The 18,207-nt window shown below is 55.1% G+C and carries 15 protein-coding genes; 4 read left to right on the top strand and 11 right to left on the bottom strand.

The window, feature by feature from the left end:
- Positions 1 to 67: 67 nt before the first annotated feature.
- The 7 genes from I6E42_RS05430 to I6E42_RS05400 form a co-directional block, all read right to left on the bottom strand.
- A complete protein-coding gene (locus I6E42_RS05430; protein WP_235370914.1) occupies positions 68 to 1,819 on the bottom strand; it encodes a hydantoinase B/oxoprolinase family protein in 1,752 nt (583 codons plus the stop codon).
- On the bottom strand, positions 1,816 to 3,873 hold the full coding sequence (locus I6E42_RS05425; protein WP_235370966.1) for a hydantoinase/oxoprolinase family protein: 2,058 nt from the start codon (positions 3,871 to 3,873) through the stop codon (positions 1,816 to 1,818). The genes I6E42_RS05430 and I6E42_RS05425 overlap by 4 nt, the downstream gene beginning before the upstream one ends.
- Positions 3,874 to 3,977: 104 nt before the next feature.
- Positions 3,978 to 5,048, bottom strand: coding sequence for a TRAP transporter substrate-binding protein (locus I6E42_RS05420; RefSeq protein WP_235370913.1), 1,071 nt, complete (start codon positions 5,046 to 5,048; stop codon positions 3,978 to 3,980).
- 71 nt (positions 5,049 to 5,119) lie between these two features.
- Positions 5,120 to 6,403 carry a TRAP transporter large permease gene (locus tag I6E42_RS05415; RefSeq protein WP_235370912.1) on the bottom strand — a complete coding sequence of 428 codons (1,284 nt, stop codon included), beginning with the start codon at positions 6,401 to 6,403 and terminating at the stop codon, positions 5,120 to 5,122.
- The gene (locus tag I6E42_RS05410; protein WP_235370911.1) at positions 6,396 to 6,965 is read right to left on the bottom strand and encodes a TRAP transporter small permease; all 570 of its coding nucleotides are present in this window, start codon (positions 6,963 to 6,965) and stop codon (positions 6,396 to 6,398) included. The genes I6E42_RS05415 and I6E42_RS05410 overlap by 8 nt, the downstream gene beginning before the upstream one ends.
- Before the next feature lie 44 nt (positions 6,966 to 7,009).
- Positions 7,010 to 8,536: an FGGY-family carbohydrate kinase gene (locus I6E42_RS05405; protein WP_235370910.1), complete on the bottom strand. Its 1,527-nt coding sequence runs from the start codon at positions 8,534 to 8,536 to the stop codon at positions 7,010 to 7,012.
- Positions 8,537 to 8,572: 36 nt separating this feature from the next.
- Positions 8,573 to 9,382 carry a BtpA/SgcQ family protein gene (locus tag I6E42_RS05400; RefSeq protein WP_235370909.1) on the bottom strand — a complete coding sequence of 270 codons (810 nt, stop codon included), beginning with the start codon at positions 9,380 to 9,382 and terminating at the stop codon, positions 8,573 to 8,575.
- 356 nt (positions 9,383 to 9,738) lie between these two features.
- Between I6E42_RS05400 and I6E42_RS05390 the strand changes: the two genes are divergently transcribed.
- Complete coding sequence (locus tag I6E42_RS05390; RefSeq protein WP_328284081.1) at positions 9,739 to 10,452, top strand: GntR family transcriptional regulator; 714 nt, start codon at positions 9,739 to 9,741, stop codon at positions 10,450 to 10,452.
- Positions 10,436 to 11,695 (top strand): MFS transporter, encoded by a 1,260-nt coding sequence (locus tag I6E42_RS05385; protein ID WP_235370908.1) that lies wholly within the window; start codon positions 10,436 to 10,438, stop codon positions 11,693 to 11,695. Before I6E42_RS05390 ends, I6E42_RS05385 begins: the two co-directional genes overlap by 17 nt.
- Positions 11,696 to 12,049: 354 nt before the next feature.
- On the opposite strand, the gene I6E42_RS05380 is transcribed toward I6E42_RS05385, so the two are convergent.
- Together I6E42_RS05380 and I6E42_RS05375 are read right to left on the bottom strand one after the other, a co-directional pair.
- Positions 12,050 to 12,655 (bottom strand): polysaccharide deacetylase family protein, encoded by a 606-nt coding sequence (locus tag I6E42_RS05380; RefSeq protein WP_328284082.1) that lies wholly within the window; start codon positions 12,653 to 12,655, stop codon positions 12,050 to 12,052.
- On the bottom strand, positions 12,652 to 13,626 hold the full coding sequence (locus I6E42_RS05375; protein ID WP_268841891.1) for a LysR family transcriptional regulator: 975 nt from the start codon (positions 13,624 to 13,626) through the stop codon (positions 12,652 to 12,654). Before I6E42_RS05375 ends, I6E42_RS05380 begins: the two co-directional genes overlap by 4 nt.
- A gap of 156 nt (positions 13,627 to 13,782) precedes the next feature.
- Between I6E42_RS05375 and I6E42_RS05370 the strand changes: the two genes are divergently transcribed.
- Together I6E42_RS05370 and I6E42_RS05365 are read left to right on the top strand one after the other, a co-directional pair.
- Entirely contained in the window at positions 13,783 to 15,351 is a 1,569-nt protein-coding gene (locus tag I6E42_RS05370; protein ID WP_235370906.1) for a tripartite tricarboxylate transporter permease, read from the top strand.
- An 87-nt stretch (positions 15,352 to 15,438) separates the two neighbouring features.
- Positions 15,439 to 16,302, top strand: coding sequence for a DMT family transporter (locus I6E42_RS05365; protein ID WP_235370905.1), 864 nt, complete (start codon positions 15,439 to 15,441; stop codon positions 16,300 to 16,302).
- A gap of 100 nt (positions 16,303 to 16,402) precedes the next feature.
- On the opposite strand, the gene I6E42_RS05360 is transcribed toward I6E42_RS05365, so the two are convergent.
- Both I6E42_RS05360 and I6E42_RS05355 read right to left on the bottom strand, forming a co-directional pair.
- The gene (locus I6E42_RS05360) at positions 16,403 to 17,365 is read right to left on the bottom strand and encodes a hydroxyacid dehydrogenase (RefSeq protein ID WP_235370904.1); all 963 of its coding nucleotides are present in this window, start codon (positions 17,363 to 17,365) and stop codon (positions 16,403 to 16,405) included.
- A gap of 104 nt (positions 17,366 to 17,469) precedes the next feature.
- Positions 17,470 to 18,171, bottom strand: a complete 702-nt coding sequence (locus I6E42_RS05355; RefSeq protein WP_235370903.1) for an RraA family protein — start codon at positions 18,169 to 18,171, stop codon at positions 17,470 to 17,472.
- Between the last annotated feature and the right edge of the window lie 36 nt (positions 18,172 to 18,207).

Below are 18,207 nucleotides of genomic sequence, written 5' to 3'. Positions count from 1 at the left end.
GACGCAGCTTTATGCTTGCATCAGGAGGCCATTGTTTACTTTGATTTTTTATCAGGCTGGATAGATTTTACTTCTCCATGCGCAGCTGCTTCGTTTTTTCTTCATCAATCGTCCAGAAGCCGTCCTCTCCCTTGAGAGCCACGCCGTAACACCGCTCGGCAGCCTCCACAGAGACCTTTTTCTCCAGAACATCTTCCAGCACCTTTTCCGGCGCACGGAGTTTGGCGTTACCCCAGCCACCAGCGCCCGGTGTACGAACGCACACCACATCTCCTCGATTGATGACCAGACCGGTACATTTGGAGGTCAGTCTTTCCGACTCAGTCTGGCCGGCCCGGGTCAGATAGTAGCAGCCGCCCGCGCCGTTCTGACCGCCCTCCAGTCCCCAAGGCTCAAAACGCTGGCGATCGCCCAGTCCGGTATAGATTACATTGTTCTCCACGGCCTCATAGACCCGCTCGATTCCTTGTCCGCCCCGGAACATGCCCGGTCCGCCGCTGTCAGGCCGCAAACCGTACTTTCTGACGATGATCAGCGGGAATTCCATCTCCAAGGCTTCCACCGGCAGATTGGAGGTGTTGGTCATATGGACCTGCACGCCGTTCTGACCGTCCATATCCCGATGGGCGCCAGCTCCGCCGGCAATGGTTTCCATATAAACGTGGTAGCGCTCCGGATCTTTGGGGTCCGCGCCGCTGAACAATGCAGTAGTACAGCTTCCGTTGCTGCCAGCCATGGCGCGCAGGCCGGCGGCAGGGGCCAGCGCTCCAAATACAACGTCGGCAATCCGCATGGCAGTATCAATACGCTCACCCACGGCGGCGGGGTTCTTGGCGTTCAGGATCATCCCGGGTTCGGCATCCACTGTAAACGCACGGTAAATTCCGGCGTTGGAGGGGGACTCGGGGTCGATGAGAGCTTTCAGCGAGTAGAACACAGCGGCCAACATACCGTTTCTGGTAATGTTGATGGGGCCAGCCACCTGCCCCTGAGTCCCGGCAAAGTCCACATGGAGATCGTCACCCTTGATGGTGATCTTGACACAGATCTTCACGGGATCGGGAGACGCCACACCGGCATCATCCATGTAGTCCACAAAGCTGTACTCCCCGTCGGGCAGCTTCTGGATACCGGCTCTCAGGCGTCGCTCGGCGTAATTTTGCAGTTCGTGCATACAATCCACCAGCAGCTGTCCATACCGCTCATAGGCATCCAGCAGGCGGCGGGCGCCCACGCGGTTGGCCGCGATCTGTGCCTGAAGGTCGCCATAGCGCTCTCCGGGGATACGGGAGTTGCACAGAACGAAATCGACGATATCATCTAAGGTCTTTCCCTGGCTGCACACCCGTACCAGAGGGATCTTCAACCCCTCTTGGAAGATGTTTATGGCATCGCCGCAGGTGGACCCTGGCTCCTTACCGCCGATATCGCTATGGTGCGCCAAATTGGCGGCCCAGCCGATCAGCTGCCCGTCCGGCGCAAAGATAGGCGCGGCGATGGTAATATCGTTGAGGTGTGTTCCACCCCCGTTATAGGGGTCGTTGCCAATAAACATGTCTCCAGGGTGTATTTCCTCTTTGGGGAATTTTTTGAATACTTCTCCGATAATTCCCAGCAGAGATCCCAGGTGCATCGGCACATGCTCAGCCTGGGCCACCATGTTGCCCTCCGGGTCAAACATGGCGGTGGAGATGTCTCGACGTTCCTTAATGTTGTTCGAGTAGGCGCTCTTGATAATGGCGACGCCCATTTCTTCCGCAATGGACAGGAGCAGATTGCCTACGATTTCCAGCATGACCGCATCTGTTTTCCGATTCACTCCTCGTCACCCCCCTGATACGTGGCAATAATGTTGTGATACGCGTCGGTGTATGCCTGCCACTGCGGCGGAATGACGCATGTGGAATCCATCTGTTCCAGGATGGCGGGGCCCTGAATGGTAACGCCCGCTTTCAAGTCACTCCGGCGGTATACATTCGTATCAACAAACGCTTCCTCCCGGTCAAAGAGGACTTTGCGAACCTCCATGGGCTGCGGCAGTTTGGCGTCGGGCTGCAGTGTCACCGCCGCCAAATTGGGTTTCTCCATCACACCGATGGCACTGATACGGAAGTTGACCATCTGCACCGGCATCTCCCGGTTGCAGTAGCCATAGGCATGCTCATGCTCCTGATTGAACTGCTCAATCATATTGTCCATAGACGCTTTGTCAAAGGGCATTGTGATTTGAATGGGTATCTCATAATTCTGCCGCATATAGCGACAATCCACAGTATAAGTATACTGGCGTTTATCCTGCGCCACGTGTTCTTTATCCAGCAGCGCATTGCCTTCGGCCAGCAGATCCTGGAAGATCTTCTGGGCCTTTTCCAAAGAATCCGGTTGGGCCGGGGTCAGGTTGGAACAGCTCAAATCGAACTTGGTATCAGCCATCAGCAGTCCCAGGGAACACAGCGTTCCGGGGGACGGAGGCATCAGGACCTGGCGGATTCCCATGTCCCGGGCCACTTCACAGGCGTGGAGGGGTCCCGCTCCTCCAAAGGCCATCAAGGTAAACTCCCGGGGATCATATCCGCGCTCCACGCTGACCACCCGGATGGCGCGCACCATGTTGGAATTTACGACGGAAATGATGCCAGCGGCAGCCCGGTGGAGATCCAGGTCGGACTTCTCACAGATATGGGTGCGGATTGCTTTCTCAGCCAGCGAAATATCCACATCCATTTTACCGCCCAGAATTTTCTCGGAATTCAGCTTACCCAAAAGAATATTTGCGTCCGTGACGCAGGGCAGTTCGCCGCCGCGCATATAACAAGCGGGACCCGGAGTAGCGCCGGCGCTGCGGGGACCTACTTTCAGGGCGCCGCCCTCGTCGATCCTGGCAATGGAACCACCGCCGGCACCCACCGTAACGATATCGATCATGGGGATGCGGGCAGGATAACCCTCGACGGTGCGATCATTGGACAACTGAGCCTTTCCATTTTCAATCAGGCTGACGTCAATGCTGGTACCGCCCATATCAAAGGTTATGATCTTATCCAGACCGCACTGTTTTCCGATATAAATCGCGCCGATGACGCCGGCGGAGGGACCGGAAACCGCGGTTTTAATGGGGCAGTCCACTGTTTCCGCGATAGAAATAATAGAACCGTTGGACTGAGTGACGTAAGGAGCGACCTGTATGCCGGTTTCCTGAACAGAACGTTCAAAATTGTGGACATACTCCTTCATGACGGGGCCCAGGTAGGCATTGAGCATTGTGGTGCTCATGCGGGAGTATTCACGAAACTCCGCTACCAGATCATGGGACGCTGAGACATACACACCGGGATATTCTTCGTCAATGATCTCTTTGATGCGATCCTCGTGGGCCGGATTGAGGAAGGAAAACAGCGTACAAACGGCGATGGTCTGTGCCCCCATGGCTTTCAGATACCGCACGGCGTTTCGCACGCTGTCCTCGTCCAGAGGCGTAAGCACACTGCCATCATGGAGGATGCGCTCTTTGACCTCCTGCTTCATGCCAGCGGGAATCAGATTCTCCGGTTTGGGACGACGCAGATCATAGAGCGAAGGACGACGCTGCCAACCAATCTCCATCAGGTCCTTGAACCCCTCGGTGGTGATCAGCCCCATCCGGGCGCCCTTTTTCTCGATCAGGGCATTCGTGGCCACAGTGGTCCCGTGAGCCAGATAAGACACGTCCTTCGGATCAATCTGTTGTTCTGCCAGGATCTCTTGGATACCGCCCATAATGGCTTTCGAGGGATCCTCAGGCGTGGAACTGCGTTTATAGTGGGTCAGCGCGCCGGTCTGGGTGTCAAACAGAGAGAAGTCGGTAAAGGTTCCTCCCACATCCACGCCAATCATGTAACTCACGATTTGTCACTCCTTTTGCTCTGCATACAGATTGGATACGGAGACCGTATCCAATCTGTATGCAGTATTTTCTTTACATTGCTTGAAAACAGTCATTAGTGGGGCAGAGCCTGGATGGAATCATACAGGCCGGGAGTAGCCCAGTAGCCTTCGGCCTCCAGTTGGTCGGCCAGAGGAGCCATCGCGTCGATGAAGGACTGCTTGTCAAACTCCACGAAGGTGCCGCCATCATCGATAATGGTCTGCTTGTCCACTTCCCACTGCTCCTTGACGTACTGAGTGAACCACTCAGCTGCCTCAGCAGCGCACTCCTCGATCACCTTCTGCTCCTCGGCAGTCAGCTTGTTCCAGGTGGCGGTGTTGATGGCAAGGCTCTCCAGGGGGTAAGCGTAGTCTACGAGAGAGATGTAAGGAGCATACTTATGCAGGTCCAGAGCGACGATGGACTCATAGGAGCACTCACCGGCGTCCACAACGCCCTGCATCATGGCCATGGTGTAATCGGACCAGGCAACGATGGTGGGAACAGCGCCCATGGTGTTGAAGTTCTTCTGCCAGATGTCGATGTTAGGCACGCGGAACTTCACGCCCTTCAGATCTTCAACAGTTTCCAGAGGCTTCTTGCCGAAGATGGCGCGGGGGTTCTTCTGCATCTTGTAAGTGACGATGTGGATTCCGGAATCCTCCAGGGTCTGGAAGGCGTTGTCGGCCAGGTCAGACTCCAGGAACGCATAGACATGCTCGATGCTGTCAAAGGAGAAGGCCATGGACATGATGTTCAGGTCCTTAGCAATGCTGGTGTAGTTGTCGAAGGAGAACATAGCGCCTTGCTGAAGGTCGACCTGCATATTTTCAACTTCTTCCATGGCGGCGCCCAGCTGCTCGCCGGGATAGAATTCCACCTTCACGCTGCCGGCCAGACGCTCATTGACCAGATCGGTAAACATCTGGCCAGCCTTTCCGGTGGGCTCAGTGGGGGCGGAGGAAGCGCCCAGCTTGATGAGGATCTCATCATGGGCAGGAGTGCTGGGGGCGGGTTCACTTGAAGCGGGAGCGCTGCTCGAGGCGCCCGAAGAGGCAGGTTTCTGCTCGGCAGGCTTGCTGCATCCGGCAAAAACCGTCAGCAGCATGACAATGGCGAGAGACAGAGAGACTAGCTTTTTCATGTTTAATTCCTCCTACATTGTTTTTCTATTTTCTTCATTGGCCCTCCGCGCCGGGCCAATTCGGAGCGGGATCAGCCCATCAGACTGGGCAGGAGCAGGGTGACCGGTGGGATAAAGGTCACCATCAGCAATGCCACTACAAGGGGCACGATCATAGGCAGCACGTGTTTCAAAGCCTGTTCAAAGGGCACGTTCGCCGTCTTGGCAGCCACAAACAGGGCCGGGGCCATAGGCGGAGTAATCAGCCCGATCGTCAGATTCAAAACCGCCATAACACCCATGGTGATATAGCTCATGGAGAAGGCATCCGCTACATTGAGCAACACGGGCGCCATCATGATGAGCACCGGCAGAGAACCCATAAAGCAGCCCATAAACAGCAGCAGCAGATTCAGAAGCAGCAGCACCGCGACTTTACTGGGGATACTCAGCATCATGTTGGACAATGTGGTGGTAAGACCGCTGTTGATGATCATCCAGTTGAACACAGACCCGGTAGCGCACAGCCACATGGTCATGGCCGTAGTAGACATCGTGCCCTTCAGAATATTTAACATTTTTTTCCAAGTCAGACGCTTATAGCACAGGCCCAGAATGATGATGTAGACACAGGCCACGGCGCCGGTCTCCGTAGAGGTAAAGATACCGGAGCTGATGCCACCCAGCAAAATGGCGGGAGCGCCCAGGGCGGGCAAGCCGCGCCACAACGCATGCAGGAATTCCTTAAAGCTCGCCCGCGGGGTGAGCGGAGCCGCCACATGGAAGCGTGTGACCGCGATGTAGATGTATGCCATCAGGCAAAGACCCATCAGGATACCGGGAAGCAGGCCGGCCATGAATAACTCCACAGTGGAAACGCTGGCCAGGAAGCCCCAGACCACCAGATTGATGCTGGGCGGAATGATGGGACCGATGCCGGAAGAGGCTGCAGTAATTGCCACGGAAAAGCCGGTGTCATAGCCGGCGTCGTTCATGGCTTTGATCTCAATGGCGCCCAGGCCGCCGGCATCCGCCATGGCAGATCCGGACATGCCTGCAAAGATCATGCTGGCCAGCACGTTGGCGTGACCCAAGCCGCCTGGGATATGACCCAACCCTTTTTCCGCAAAACCGAATATGCGGTCGCTGAACCCAATCTCATTCATGGCGCAGCCTACAAAGACAAAGGCGGGGACCGCAAGCAGAGAATAGCTGGAAAAGGAGGTCGCTGTTTTCTGCGCAAACATTACAAAGCTCTGGGCGTTTTGTACGATGTAGAGGAGACTCGACAGGACCATTGCTGTTCCGATGGGGACTTCCAACAGAATCAGAGCAATGAACAGTACAAAATAGACCCACACCAACAACTCACTCAATGATCATCCCTCCCTCGTCCTGGAGCGTCTGGAATCGTTGGAGAAATACGTCCTTGGGCGTCTTGATGTACTCCACGATACGGTAAATGGCACACAGCGTCAGCAGCACCCCCATCACGATCATGGGCAGCGCATAGTAATAAGCCCGGGAGAAAGGGAGGCCGCCCTGAGGCAGCTGGTTTAATTGAAGACCAAACAGTTTGATTCCGCCTGCCACAAACACAAAAGAAGTCGCGGCCACCAGGACATGAGGCATAAACATCAGGAAAACCTTGCATGAACGGTTAAAATATTTCAGAAAGAAATTGATTACCGCGTGCTCATTTGTCCAGTAACATACCACAGTACCCAGTGCGGAGTACCATACCAGCAGGGCAACGATCATTTCATCGAACCAGAAAACAGGACAGCTGAATACATAGCGCAGGACCACATTGATGAACATGGCTCCCAAAAATACGACAGACGACAACGCGCCAATGGTTGTAATGATCTGAATGCCCATGTCGTACACACGCCAGACCCGACCTAGCATTCCACCGGGGATATACGGTTCTTCCATGGCAAAGCCTCCTCGTACAGTTCTGCGGGTTGGGGATTCTTCTGTTATCTGTGAAGCTGGTGCATCAGCTGCTTGTTCTGCTCATAAAGCTGACAATACATTTGATAATAAGGCTCATATTGCAGATGCTTTTCCATATCCGGAACGTAGGTGCGGGCAGTGGAAATGACCTGTCCCAACTGGGAGAAGTCCTGAAACCGCCCCACCCCCAAGGCTGCCATCAGCGCGTCTCCGTAAGCCGCGCCCACAGAGACAGCGGCCACCTGAACGGGCTGACCAATAATGTCAGCTACGATCTGCATCCACACCGGGTTCTTGGTCCCGCCACCCACAGCCATCAGCTTGTTCAGCGGAAGATGATGATCGGAAAGCACTTCCAGGTGCTGCCGCACGGAGAAGCCCACAGCTTCCAACGCCGACCGATACAGGTGTTTGCGGGTGTGAGAGAGATTTAGACCGAAAATCATGCCTCTGGCATTGGGATCATTGATAGGGGTCCGCTCCCCTTCAAAATAGGGCAGCGTGATCAGTCCGCCGCATCCGGGCGGGATATCTTCGATCCCAATCGGCATTCTAGCAAAGGCGCTTTCCCCACCCTGCCGTTCCTGCTCCAGATAATCCGGAAAGAGCACATCCCGATACCATTGGGTCAGTGTGCCGCAAGTGTTGGTCCCACCCGCCAAACTGAATGTGCCAGGTATCAGGAAATTGTTTCCACGCACTCGATCGTCCTTAACGGGGACTTGGGAACAATAGTAGAGGAAAAGCGTGGAGCCGAACTGGAGCATCATATCCCCGGCTCCCAAAACACCGGTACTGATGGCCTCCGCGGAGGAATCCCCCGTGCCGGTAATGACCGGAGTACCGGGACACAGCCCGGTTTCAAGAGCCGCTTGCGGCGTGATGTACCCGGCAATGGCATGGACCGGTTTGGCCTGGGCCAGTTGATCGGGCCGGCAATACAGGGAGCATTCCTCAGTTCGTATGCTTCCGTCTTCCCGATAGAGGGGCCGGAAGGAGGCTTGTCCCAGGAATTGGTCTACGACATATTCCCCCGTGAGCTTAGCCACCAAATAAGAAGATCCTGTCAGGAATTTATACGTCTTTTCATAGACATCCGGTTCATGGTTTTTGATCCACAGAATTTTGGCCGCTACATCTCCGGAGCAGATGGGCCGTCCGAACAATTCTTGTACTCTGTCTGGACCATAGTAGTCCGTCAGCCACTGGATCTCAGCCTGAGCCCTGGCGTCAATGCCGTACAAAATAGCCTTGCGCAGGGGACGGCAGTTTTTGTCCACCGGGAGACAATCAGAACCCAGAGTACTGGTCCCAAGAGCCTTGATCCGCTCAGGCGGAATCTGCGTTTTTTCCAGCAGCTCCCGCGCGACCTGGCATACATCGTGCCACCATACTTCCTCGGCATCGTGCTCATAATAGCCGGGCTTGGGGTGCTCCATGCCGTGCTTAGCGCTGGCTTGACACAAAATACGGCAATTCTCGTCTATGACCAGGCCTTTGGTCTCTGATGTGCCAACATCGATTCCCATAAAGTATTTCGGGTGACTCATTGTACTCTCCTTCCCCGAAAGCGGCAGGACACAGGGTCAGAGTGTTTCCCGGTAGGCCCGTACAATGTCCATAAAATCTACGACCCGCTTGGGGTCCACCTGATTTTGGAATTTACCGTCTTTCTTAAAGGCGGTTCCCACACATACACCGTCCACCGTATCCATCTTCTGCTTGATATTCTGGGCTGTACAGCCGGTGTTGCAGAACACAGGCACCTCGCCCGCAACAGCCTTGACATCCTTAAGGATTCCGTCATCTGTTTCCGTTCCGGCGCTGGAGCCTGAGACACACAGCCCGTCCGGAAAACAGTGGAAGATAATGGACTTGGTGATCTTTTGCAGGTTTCGCTCGGCCAGATATACGTCAGATTCCGGATTTACCTTATATAACATTTTGATGTGGGTACCGTTGAGCTGCATCCGACGGCGCACCGCCTTGGCTACGTCGGTATTGATGATCCCTCCTTCACTGAGATAGGCTCCAGTGAAGGCCGCACGCACAAACAAGGCATCCGTCGCTACCGCCAAATCAATAGCCGCCAGGGGGTTGGACGCGATATTTACACCGTAAGGGACCTTAATCTCACCGCGCAGTTCCCCAATGATACGGCCCATGGCTGCCACGGTAACATAATCGACCTGAGGCTGGTAAGGGAGGCTGAACTCGTTGGCAAAGAGAATGCCGTCCACTCCCCCATCCTGAAGGGCATGAAGTTCTCTTCTTGCAATATTGATCACTCCCTGCATTCCTTCTGCGCAGTCATACAACGGATCTCCAGGGAGTGCCCTCAGGTGCAGCAGAGCGATCACCGGTTTTTTTACATGAAATAATTCTTCTGTCCACATACTGCTTTTCACCCTCGTATCATATTTCCTAAATGTATTATTTGTATTATCTTGTGAGGTAAATATAACATACTCTTTAGTACCATGTCAACCATTTTTTCCTTTTCAGCGGTGAAACTTCTTTTCGCTCATTTTGTGTGAAATATCAAATTTTTAGTTTAAAAATTTTGTTATTATCTATATTTTCGTTGAGATTCAACTAAAAATGCCCCTATATTTTTTGTTTTTTCAATATTTTTCTGGCAAAAATGTGTTCGGAGTAAAATGTACTATTTGTCTTTACACGCCGGAAAAGTTCGATATATAATACAATGGATTAGTTATTTGGCATTTCCCAATTGAAGGAGTGACGAGATATGCTTACCAACGGCACGGCCGAGCCTCTTTACCTGCAATTGAAGAATCAGCTTTTGGAAAATATCAGTGCCGGTATCTATGCCAAGGGGCAAAAAATCCCGACGGAAAATGAACTGGCTCAGAATTTCTCCGTTAGCCGCATCACAGTACGAAAGGCACTGAAAGAGCTGGAGCAGGAGGGACTTCTGGTCCGGCATCAGGGAAAGGGAACCTTTGTCACAGACCATTCCCTGCGACGAGACATCTCTCACAACTCCAGCTTTTCCGACATTTGTCAAGCCACCGGACTGACGCCCGGTGCCCGCACCATTAAATCGGTGATCGAAGACGCCACGGATTCCGATATCAAAGAACTGGGGATCTGCCCCGATTCAAAGGTGATTGTTCTGGAGCGTATCCGATACGCGGACAGCACCCCTGTAGCCATTGAGTTTTCCCGTTTTCCGGAAAGTTTTTCCTTCCTGATCGAAGAGGACCTGAATAACGCTTCTCTGATCGAGTTGCTTTCGGAGAAGTATGACATCCACTTCACCAGCACCAGCACAAAGACGCTGAAGCTTGTCTACGCCACCTATGAGCAAGCCAAATACCTCTCTATACCCAAGGGCTATCCGCTGATCTCCATCGCCTGTGTTTCCTACGACGCAAACAGGAAACCGTGTCATCGCTCATTGCAGTTGATCGTGGGTGATAAATTTGAGCTTTACGTCTAAAGAACATCGCCCGAAAGAACGGGTCAACGACCCATCTCTCAGGCGACAGACCGTTTGCTTTGGCTGTGCCTACGGGGTATACTATGGCATCTACTGTCTGTTCCTCAGCTTTATGGTCACTTACTTGACTATGGCAGGGTATTCCCCCATTTTCTGTGGCGTTGCCGGCACTTTAACATATCTGATCAGCATTCTCACCCAGCCGTTGATGGGTTATTTGACCGATTCCGTGCTTTCTATCCGCCGCTGTCTTCAAATCGCAGTAACGGTCACACTGGCCGGCACCGTGCTACTCCCCAGCGTACTTAGCCGCCGAACAGTCCTGCTGCTGGTGCTGACAGTGGTAGCCGGCGTGACCGTTCCCATGATGTCTCTATTGGATGTATGGGTACTGGCCGCTAAAGAAGACACCCCGAAGTTAAACTATCCACTGGTGAGAGCATGGGGTTCCTTGGCGTATGGCTTCACATCCCTGATCATGGGCAGACTCGTCCAGCAGCACGGGGTACGGCCTATTTTTCAAGTTCAAATCGTTTTTTGTCTGCTGCTCATCCTCATCCTTCACTGGCTGCCCGAGATATCCATGCACAACCGGACACGGGACTTTGGAACCTTGTCTCTGTCTGCATCTCTGCGTATCATCTGTGCCGACCATGGTTTTCGCTTCGCAGTTATTCTCATGCTGCTTCATTGGTTGACCCATCGTATGATCGGCAGCTATCTGGCCCTTTTGGTCCGGGCGGTGGGCGGAGACACATCCGCGTTCGGTATCGTGACTGGGCTGGGCGGCTATGCGGAGATCATTATCCCTCTGTTTGGCTATCGCTGGATTCGCAGATGCCCCCTGGATCGGCTTTTGCTGATTTGTTTGGCCATCAATTTTGTCCGACCTGTGTTCTGTTGGCTGTCGCTGCCCTTCGGAACAGCTTTTTTCGCGGCAGGACAAATCATACAATCCATCGGATTTTCCATCTACTTTACCGCCAGTGTAGAATGCTTGTCCCGACTGGTCCCTTATCAAATCAAAAATACAGCCATTTCCCTCGGATTGGCGTTGAGCAGTTTACTCGGGACAGTGCTGGCTAATTTCGCCGGTGGTCTGCTCATTGAGTTTTCCGGAGTGCTGTCAACGATTCCGGTCACACTCGTACTGGGCTGCGTAAATATCATGTGGCTGTTCACTCAGTCCCGCCGATTCCCCCAGTTGAAGAAAAGCATTGATGAATGTGCAGGCGCCTCTTAAAGTTTACAATACCAGCGTTCCATAAGCTTGCGTCCATAAAAACACGGCAGACCCAACTTATCGGGTCTGCCGTTAATTTCTGGTATTGTGCGAATTTCAATTCTTGGAGTCCACTTTTCTGTCCTCTTCATGGATACATCTTACCACACAAATCTTTCCCGCAGAAGTGTCCACCGTTAAGGGCGTCATCTCAATCTTCCTGTCCGAAGATCAGGGCACCCCTAAACTATGAGTGTCCATTCTGCAGGGTACAGTTTACATTCATTCTCCCGTATCTTCCTACAACAGCATCAATCCGAGTGATACCGAGGATCTGGTAACGGTCGTGACTTGCAACGAGATTTTTGATCCCAATCACCCGGATACCTTATCCTGGGCCTGTGGGCACTGCCGCCCGGTGTGGTCAATGGTGTAGGGCTGGGGCAGGATGATCTGGGAGATGGGGACAAAGGTATAGCCATCCTTCAGCAGACACTCGATAATGCTGGGCAGCGCCTCCGGGGTGTGCTTGGCGGCGTTGTGAAAGAGGACGATGGAGCCGGGGCAGACCTTGGAGGTCACCCGTTTGGTGATCTCTCCGGCGGAGAGGTCCTTCCAGTCCAGGGAATCCACATCCCACTGGATGGGGTCCATGCCGATGGAGCGGGCGGCGCTGATGGAATTGTCATCGTAGTCTCCGTAAGGAAAGCGGACTAAGGTGGGGCGGATGCCGGTGACAGCCTCGATCTTATCGTTGCAGGCGTTCAGGTCGGCTACCACCTGGCTGGAGGATAGTTGGGGATAGTGGGCGTGGGTATTGGAGTGGTTCATGACCTCGTGGCCCGCGTCATGTAGGGCCTTGACAGATTCCGGGTATTTGTCCACCCAGTCTCCCACCACGAAAAACGTAGCTTTGACCTGGTAGCGGCCCAGAATGTCAATGAGCTGCTGGGTGTCCTCGTTGCCCCAGGGTGATGCTATTTTACGGCAAAGGTAAACCGCTCTAAAAACTTGGTGTAATAGTCAAACTCCTCCACAATTGCGTCCACCATGCCCATGGCATATTGGGGCAGCTCAATATCCTTGCGGTAGGCGAGGGATACGGAGTTCTGGGGGAGGTTGCGGACGACAAACGTGTGGCACCGGGGAGGGAGCGGGCCCTGCAAGCGCATCTGCTCATATATACTCAGGGGATTGACAAGCGCGATACCGTTTCCTTGGCACCCCAACTGGAAGAGCAGTCCGTGGGACGAGCTCTCCAATGAGATGTGGGGAATGGCGTTATGTTTGCGAAACAGTTGGTCGATAGGCTGACGCAGCCGGTTCGTAGAGGACAGCAGGATAAGAGGAAGCTCTTTTAATTCGATCAGATCCACGCCCTCTTGGGCGTAACGCTGCAGCATGTCCTGCCAGCAGGTGGGAAAATAGTCTTTTAGGACAGCTTCATGGATGATACAGCGCAGCTGCTCATGAGCCAGGGGGACGACCACCAGATTCGCCAGTTCCGGGATGTCGATCCCCACCATCATGTCGATCCGTCCGGACTGGAGCTCCTCCAGCAGCTGATTGGTGAGCCTGTTGTGCAGACGAACAGAGATATTGCCATACTCTGCATGGTAGCGGCTCCAGATCCCGGGGAAGAAGGCACTGCTGCGCTGTGGAGAGATGCCCAGATGCAAAATTCCGGCGGCCTGCTGGTTCAGGTCCGCAAAACGGGAGGTCATGGCCTGTTCCGCTTCCAGGATACGCTGGGCACAAAATACCATGGCCTCTCCGGCGGGAGTCAGCTTCAAAACGGGCCGTCGCTGGAACAGCCTGACATTGTAATGAGACTCCAGCCGTTTGATATGTCCGGAAAGGCTCTGCTGGGTGATGTACAGACGTTCCGCAGCCCGCGTGAAATTCATTTCTTCCGCGACCATCAAAAAGATAGAAAAAGAGTTTAGTTCCATCCCTGACCGCCTCCTCCGCTATGTACAGTCAGTATAGCATACCTCACGCTATATCACAACTTAAAAGCTGTTAAAAACTGATAAAATAACTGGTTGAGACTGGGACAACTTTTTGCTATGCTACAAGCAAGAAGTTCAATATTTCAGGAGGCAACTATGGTTACATTAATGGACTGCACCTTGCGCGACGGTGCAAATGTGGTGGGAAAAGGTTTTTCCGCCGAGATCACAGACATGGTACTGGACGGCCTGACAGCCTGTCATGTGCCCATCATCGAGTTCGGCAACGCCGGCGGCATCGGCGCCTATGAAGTGGCCGGCTTCACCGCCGCCGAGACCGACCAGACCTATCTGGACATCGCCAAGAAGTATCTGGACCGGGGTTCGGAGCTGGGCATGTTCCTCAACGCCAAGCGCTACCGGGAGAAGAATGTGGCTCTGGCCAAAGAGAGCGGCCTGTCTTTCCTGCGGGTGGGCGCGGACGCCGGCGACGCCGACATCTCCCTCCAGGCCATCCGGGACATCAAGGCCGGAGGACTGAAGGCATTTTACTCCCTGATGAAGGCCTATCTGCTGACCCCGGATCAGCTGGCGGAGGAAGGGAAAAAACTGGAGGCTGCCGGCCTGGACCAGATCACCATCATGGATTCGGCGGGCACCATGCTGCCCGACCAGGTAGCCGAGTATACCCGGAAGCTCACCGCCGCTGTGTCCATCCCCGTGGCCTTCCACTGTCATAACAACCTGGGCCTCTCCGCCGCCAACGCCATCGCCGCCTATGAAAACGGCGCCGCCATTCTGGACTGCGGACTGATGGGCATGGCCCGCAGCGCGGGCAACCTCTCCCAGGCCATGGTCCTGTGCGAGCAGCACCTGGCCTTCAAGCGCGGCGAACACCGGACGGTGGACGAATCCGCCCTCCACGGCAAATTCCTCCCTACCGGCAAAGAGATGATCCAGCACTTGCCTAATTTCATCCGGTCTGGTATCATTGGTATCATCGTGGGAATCCTGCCCGGTGCTGGCGGCGACATCGGCGCCTGGTTTGCTTACAGCCAGGCCAAAAAGGCCTCCAAGCATCCCGAGGAGTTCGGCAAGGGCGCTGTGGAAGCCATCTGCGCCTCTGAGACTGCCAACAACGCTGTTACCGGCGGCTCCATCATCCCCCTGATCACTCTGGGCATCCCCGGCTCCACCGTGGCAGCTGTTCTGCTGGGTGCCCTGATCATGCACGGCCTGACCCCCGGCCAGTCCATGTTCACCAAGAACGTCACCACCACCTACACCATCATCATCGGCTTTATCGCCGCCAATATTCTGATGGGTCTGATCGGTATGCTGATCTGTCGCCAGGTCATCAAGATCACCAAGGTGTCCGACGCGGTGCTGGTCCCGGTCATTGTGGTCCTGTCCACCATCGGCTCTTACGCCATCAACAACCGCATCTCCGACGTCTACATGATGCTGGTATTCGGGTTGATCGGCTACCTGTGCAAAAAGGTCAACCTCCCGACCGCTCCCATTATTCTGGGTATGCTGCTGGAGGCTACCGGTGAGTCCGGTTTCAAGAACGCCATCCTGATGGCCAAGAATACCCCGGTGATGCTGTACTACCTCCAGCGTCCCGCCAGCCTGGTGCTGCTGATCCTCATCGTTTTGACCGTTGTGGTCCCCGCCATTCAGAGCGTGGTCCGGATGGTCAAGTCCCGCAAGGCCAATGTCTAATCGATGAATGGTGCGCTTTGGCCCCCGCTGTCCGCGGGGGCCATTTGCCATTTATAAAATGCGCGCGGAAAAGAAGGCATACCATTTATGACGAAGAAACAAAAAGGCATCCTGTATATCATCATCGCGGCACTCTGCTTCTCCAGCTCCAACCTGTTTGTGAAGCTGGCCGGGGCGCTCCCGTCGGGGCAGAAGGGCCTGTTCAGCTATGCGGTCTCTGCCATTGGGACCACCGTTATGATGTGCCGGGGACATGTCTCCTTTCGCTGGCAGAAGGGCAATTCCGGGCTGATGCTGGTGCGGGCCCTGTTGGGCGTGGCGGCGGTGCTGTGTCACTACTACGCCATCGGACACATGAATCTGGCGGACGCCACGATCCTCAACAAATTGTATCCCTTCTTTGTGATCCTGTTCTGCTGGATGTTCCTGAAAGAGGAGATGACGGCGGTACATATTGCCTGTATGGCGGCGGCGTTTTTCGGCAGCCTCCTGATCGTCAAACCGGGTTTTGCCACCACGGAGGTCTTGCCCGCACTCATGGGTTTTCTGGGCGGGGTCACCACCGGGGCATCCTATGTGGCGGTGCGGGCGCTGGGGGAGCGGGGCGAGAATTCCAGCCGTGTGGTGTGGTTCTTTTCTACCGCGGTGGTAGTGGCCATGCTGCCTGGAGTGCTGCTGGATTTTGTGCCCATGACGGCTTTCCAGGTCACGGTGCTGCTGCTCAGCGGCGTCTGTACATTGATTGGGCATCTGGTGACCACCATTGCTTACAGCTGTGCTCCGGCGGGAGAATTGTCCATCTACTCCAATACCAACGTGATCTTCGCGGGGATCTGGAGCTATCTGGTCTGGGGGGACCTGCCGGATCAGGTCAGTCTGGTTGGCTACGTCCTGATTTTTGCCGCCGCCTTAGTTGTGTTTCAGTATGGCAAGGCGCGGGCGGGGCGTTAAGACAACCAAAATGTATGATATAAGCGCATAAGAACAAAAATGGCCGCTGATGCGGCCATTTTTGTTCTTGTATAGGAAAGGAGAGAAGGAAAAACAGCGATTACGGCATCAGGTCCCGCAGCTCGGGGACGATGAATTTGGGCTTGCGGCCGGAGAAGAAGTCGTCGATGGCTTCGGCACAGGCGACGGAAGAGCGGGTGGATGCCTCTTTTGTAGCGCCGCCGATATGGGGGGCCACCAGGACGTTCTCCATGCTCAGGAGAGGATTGCTCAGGTCGAAGGGTTCCTTCTCCACCGTGTCCAGTCCGGCGCCGGCGATCTTCTTTGCTTCCAGGGCCCGGATCAGAGCGGCCTCGTCCACAATGGAGCCACGGGCGGTGTTGATGAGGAAGGCGGTTTCCTTCATCAGGTCGAACTCACGGTCGCTTACGCTGTGGATGGTCTCTTTGGTGGCGGGGACATGGAGGGAGACATAGTCGCTGTTCCGGAAGATCTCGTCCCGGTCTTCCACCAGCTGGATGTACTCCGGGACCTCCCGGGCGAAGGGATCGTAGGCCAGCACCTTCATGTTAAAGCCCATAGCGGCCTTCTGGGCCACCAGCTTACCGATGTTGCCAGTGCCGATCAGGCCCAGGGTCTTGCCCTCCAGCTCGGTCTTCTGAATTCCCATCTTGGCGTAGCGGTAGTCCTCACGGCAGTGGGCCATGACAGCCTGGAAGCGGCGGGAGCAGTAGAGCATGTAGAAGATGGCCAGCTCCGCCACCGAGATGGCGTTGGCTCCGCCGGCGGTGGTGACCAGCACGTTGTTGCGCCGGGCGGCCTCCAGGTCTACGCCGTCATAGCCGGCGCCGTGGCGGGCCAGGATCTTCAGCTTGGGGGCGGCGTCCAGAATTTTGGCGGTGATTTTGGCGGTACGGACGATCATAGCGTCGCAGTCGGCGATGTCGGCCAGAATGTCCTCCTCGGTAAAGCCCCGGCCATCCACCACTTCATAGCCCCGCTCACGGAGGTAGGCATACCCCTCGGGCAGAATGGGCTGGGGGAGCAGTACTTTAATACTCATGATGTTTCACTCCTTACAGCCGCCCGGCCCTGTTATATCATCAGGGCAGTTGGGACGGCTTTTGTTTCTTGATCTGATGGGCTCATGGGGCCAGCAACGGAGGTTCAGGGACGGTAGACGTCATCCACGATCTCGAACTCCTTGGCCTCCAGGGTCTTGGTAACCCAATCCCGGTTGATGGTGCCCTGACGGGTCTTCTCCAGCTTGCCTTCGTCGGCGGCCTGGAACTTCTTGGCGTCTTCTAAAACTACGGCGGCATCCTTGCGGGGGATCACGATCACGCCGTCGGGGTCAGCCAGAATGATGTCGCCGGGGTTCACGCTGATGCCGCCGCAGGCGATGGGCACGTTCAGCTCGCCGGGGCCTTCCTTGTAGGGGCCGCCGGGGGTGGTGCCGGTGCAGTAGACAGGGAAATCCCACTTGCCGATCTCATCGATGTCGCGGATGGGACCGTCCAGAACGATACCGGCCACCTTCTTCTGCAGATACAGGTAGGCCATCATGACCTCGCCCATCAGGGCACGGGTGTTGTCCTCCTCATTGGAGACCACCAGCACGTCTCCCTCCTGACAGAGGTTCAGGGCGGCGTGCAGGGCCAGGTTGTCACCAGCGCGGCACTTGACAGTAAAGGCGGGGCCGGCCATCATCTGGGCCTTGGGACTGCTGACGAGATGGATGCGGGGATTCATGGCGCAGCTGCGGCCCATGACATCAGCGGTGTTGGAAGCGGGGACGGTTTTGAACTGCTCCACCAGCGCAGGGTCAGGCATCTCACGTTTCAGGTAAATACGCTTTCCGACAGACATGGATTTTTCTCCTTTCATGGCTCACAGGAAGCCCGC

It is taken from the genome of Pseudoflavonifractor phocaeensis, assembly GCF_021531815.1.
Taxonomy (GTDB): domain Bacteria; phylum Bacillota; class Clostridia; order Oscillospirales; family Oscillospiraceae; genus Lawsonibacter; species Lawsonibacter phocaeensis_A.
This window is presented reverse-complemented; position numbering and strand designations above follow the sequence as displayed.

Bases quoted from the DNA above. Each gene is read 5' to 3' on its own strand.
- I6E42_RS05425 (WP_235370966.1), bottom strand. From the start codon at position 3,873: ATGATTGGCGTGGATGTGGGAGGAACCTTTACCGACTTCTCTCTGTTT.
- I6E42_RS05420 (WP_235370913.1), bottom strand. From the start codon at position 5,048: ATGAAAAAGCTAGTCTCTCTGTCTCTCGCCATTGTCATGCTGCTGACG.
- I6E42_RS05410 (WP_235370911.1), bottom strand. From the start codon at position 6,965: ATGGAAGAACCGTATATCCCCGGTGGAATGCTAGGTCGGGTCTGGCGT.
- I6E42_RS05405 (WP_235370910.1), bottom strand. From the start codon at position 8,536: ATGAGTCACCCGAAATACTTTATGGGAATCGATGTTGGCACATCAGAG.
- I6E42_RS05400 (WP_235370909.1), bottom strand. From the start codon at position 9,382: ATGTGGACAGAAGAATTATTTCATGTAAAAAAACCGGTGATCGCTCTG.
- I6E42_RS05390 (WP_328284081.1), top strand. From the start codon at position 9,739: ATGCTTACCAACGGCACGGCCGAGCCTCTTTACCTGCAATTGAAGAAT.
- I6E42_RS05375 (WP_268841891.1), bottom strand. From the start codon at position 13,626: ATGGAACTAAACTCTTTTTCTATCTTTTTGATGGTCGCGGAAGAAATG.
- I6E42_RS05370 (WP_235370906.1), top strand. From the start codon at position 13,783: ATGGTTACATTAATGGACTGCACCTTGCGCGACGGTGCAAATGTGGTG.
- I6E42_RS05365 (WP_235370905.1), top strand. From the start codon at position 15,439: ATGACGAAGAAACAAAAAGGCATCCTGTATATCATCATCGCGGCACTC.
- I6E42_RS05360 (WP_235370904.1), bottom strand. From the start codon at position 17,365: ATGAGTATTAAAGTACTGCTCCCCCAGCCCATTCTGCCCGAGGGGTAT.
- I6E42_RS05355 (WP_235370903.1), bottom strand. From the start codon at position 18,171: ATGTCTGTCGGAAAGCGTATTTACCTGAAACGTGAGATGCCTGACCCT.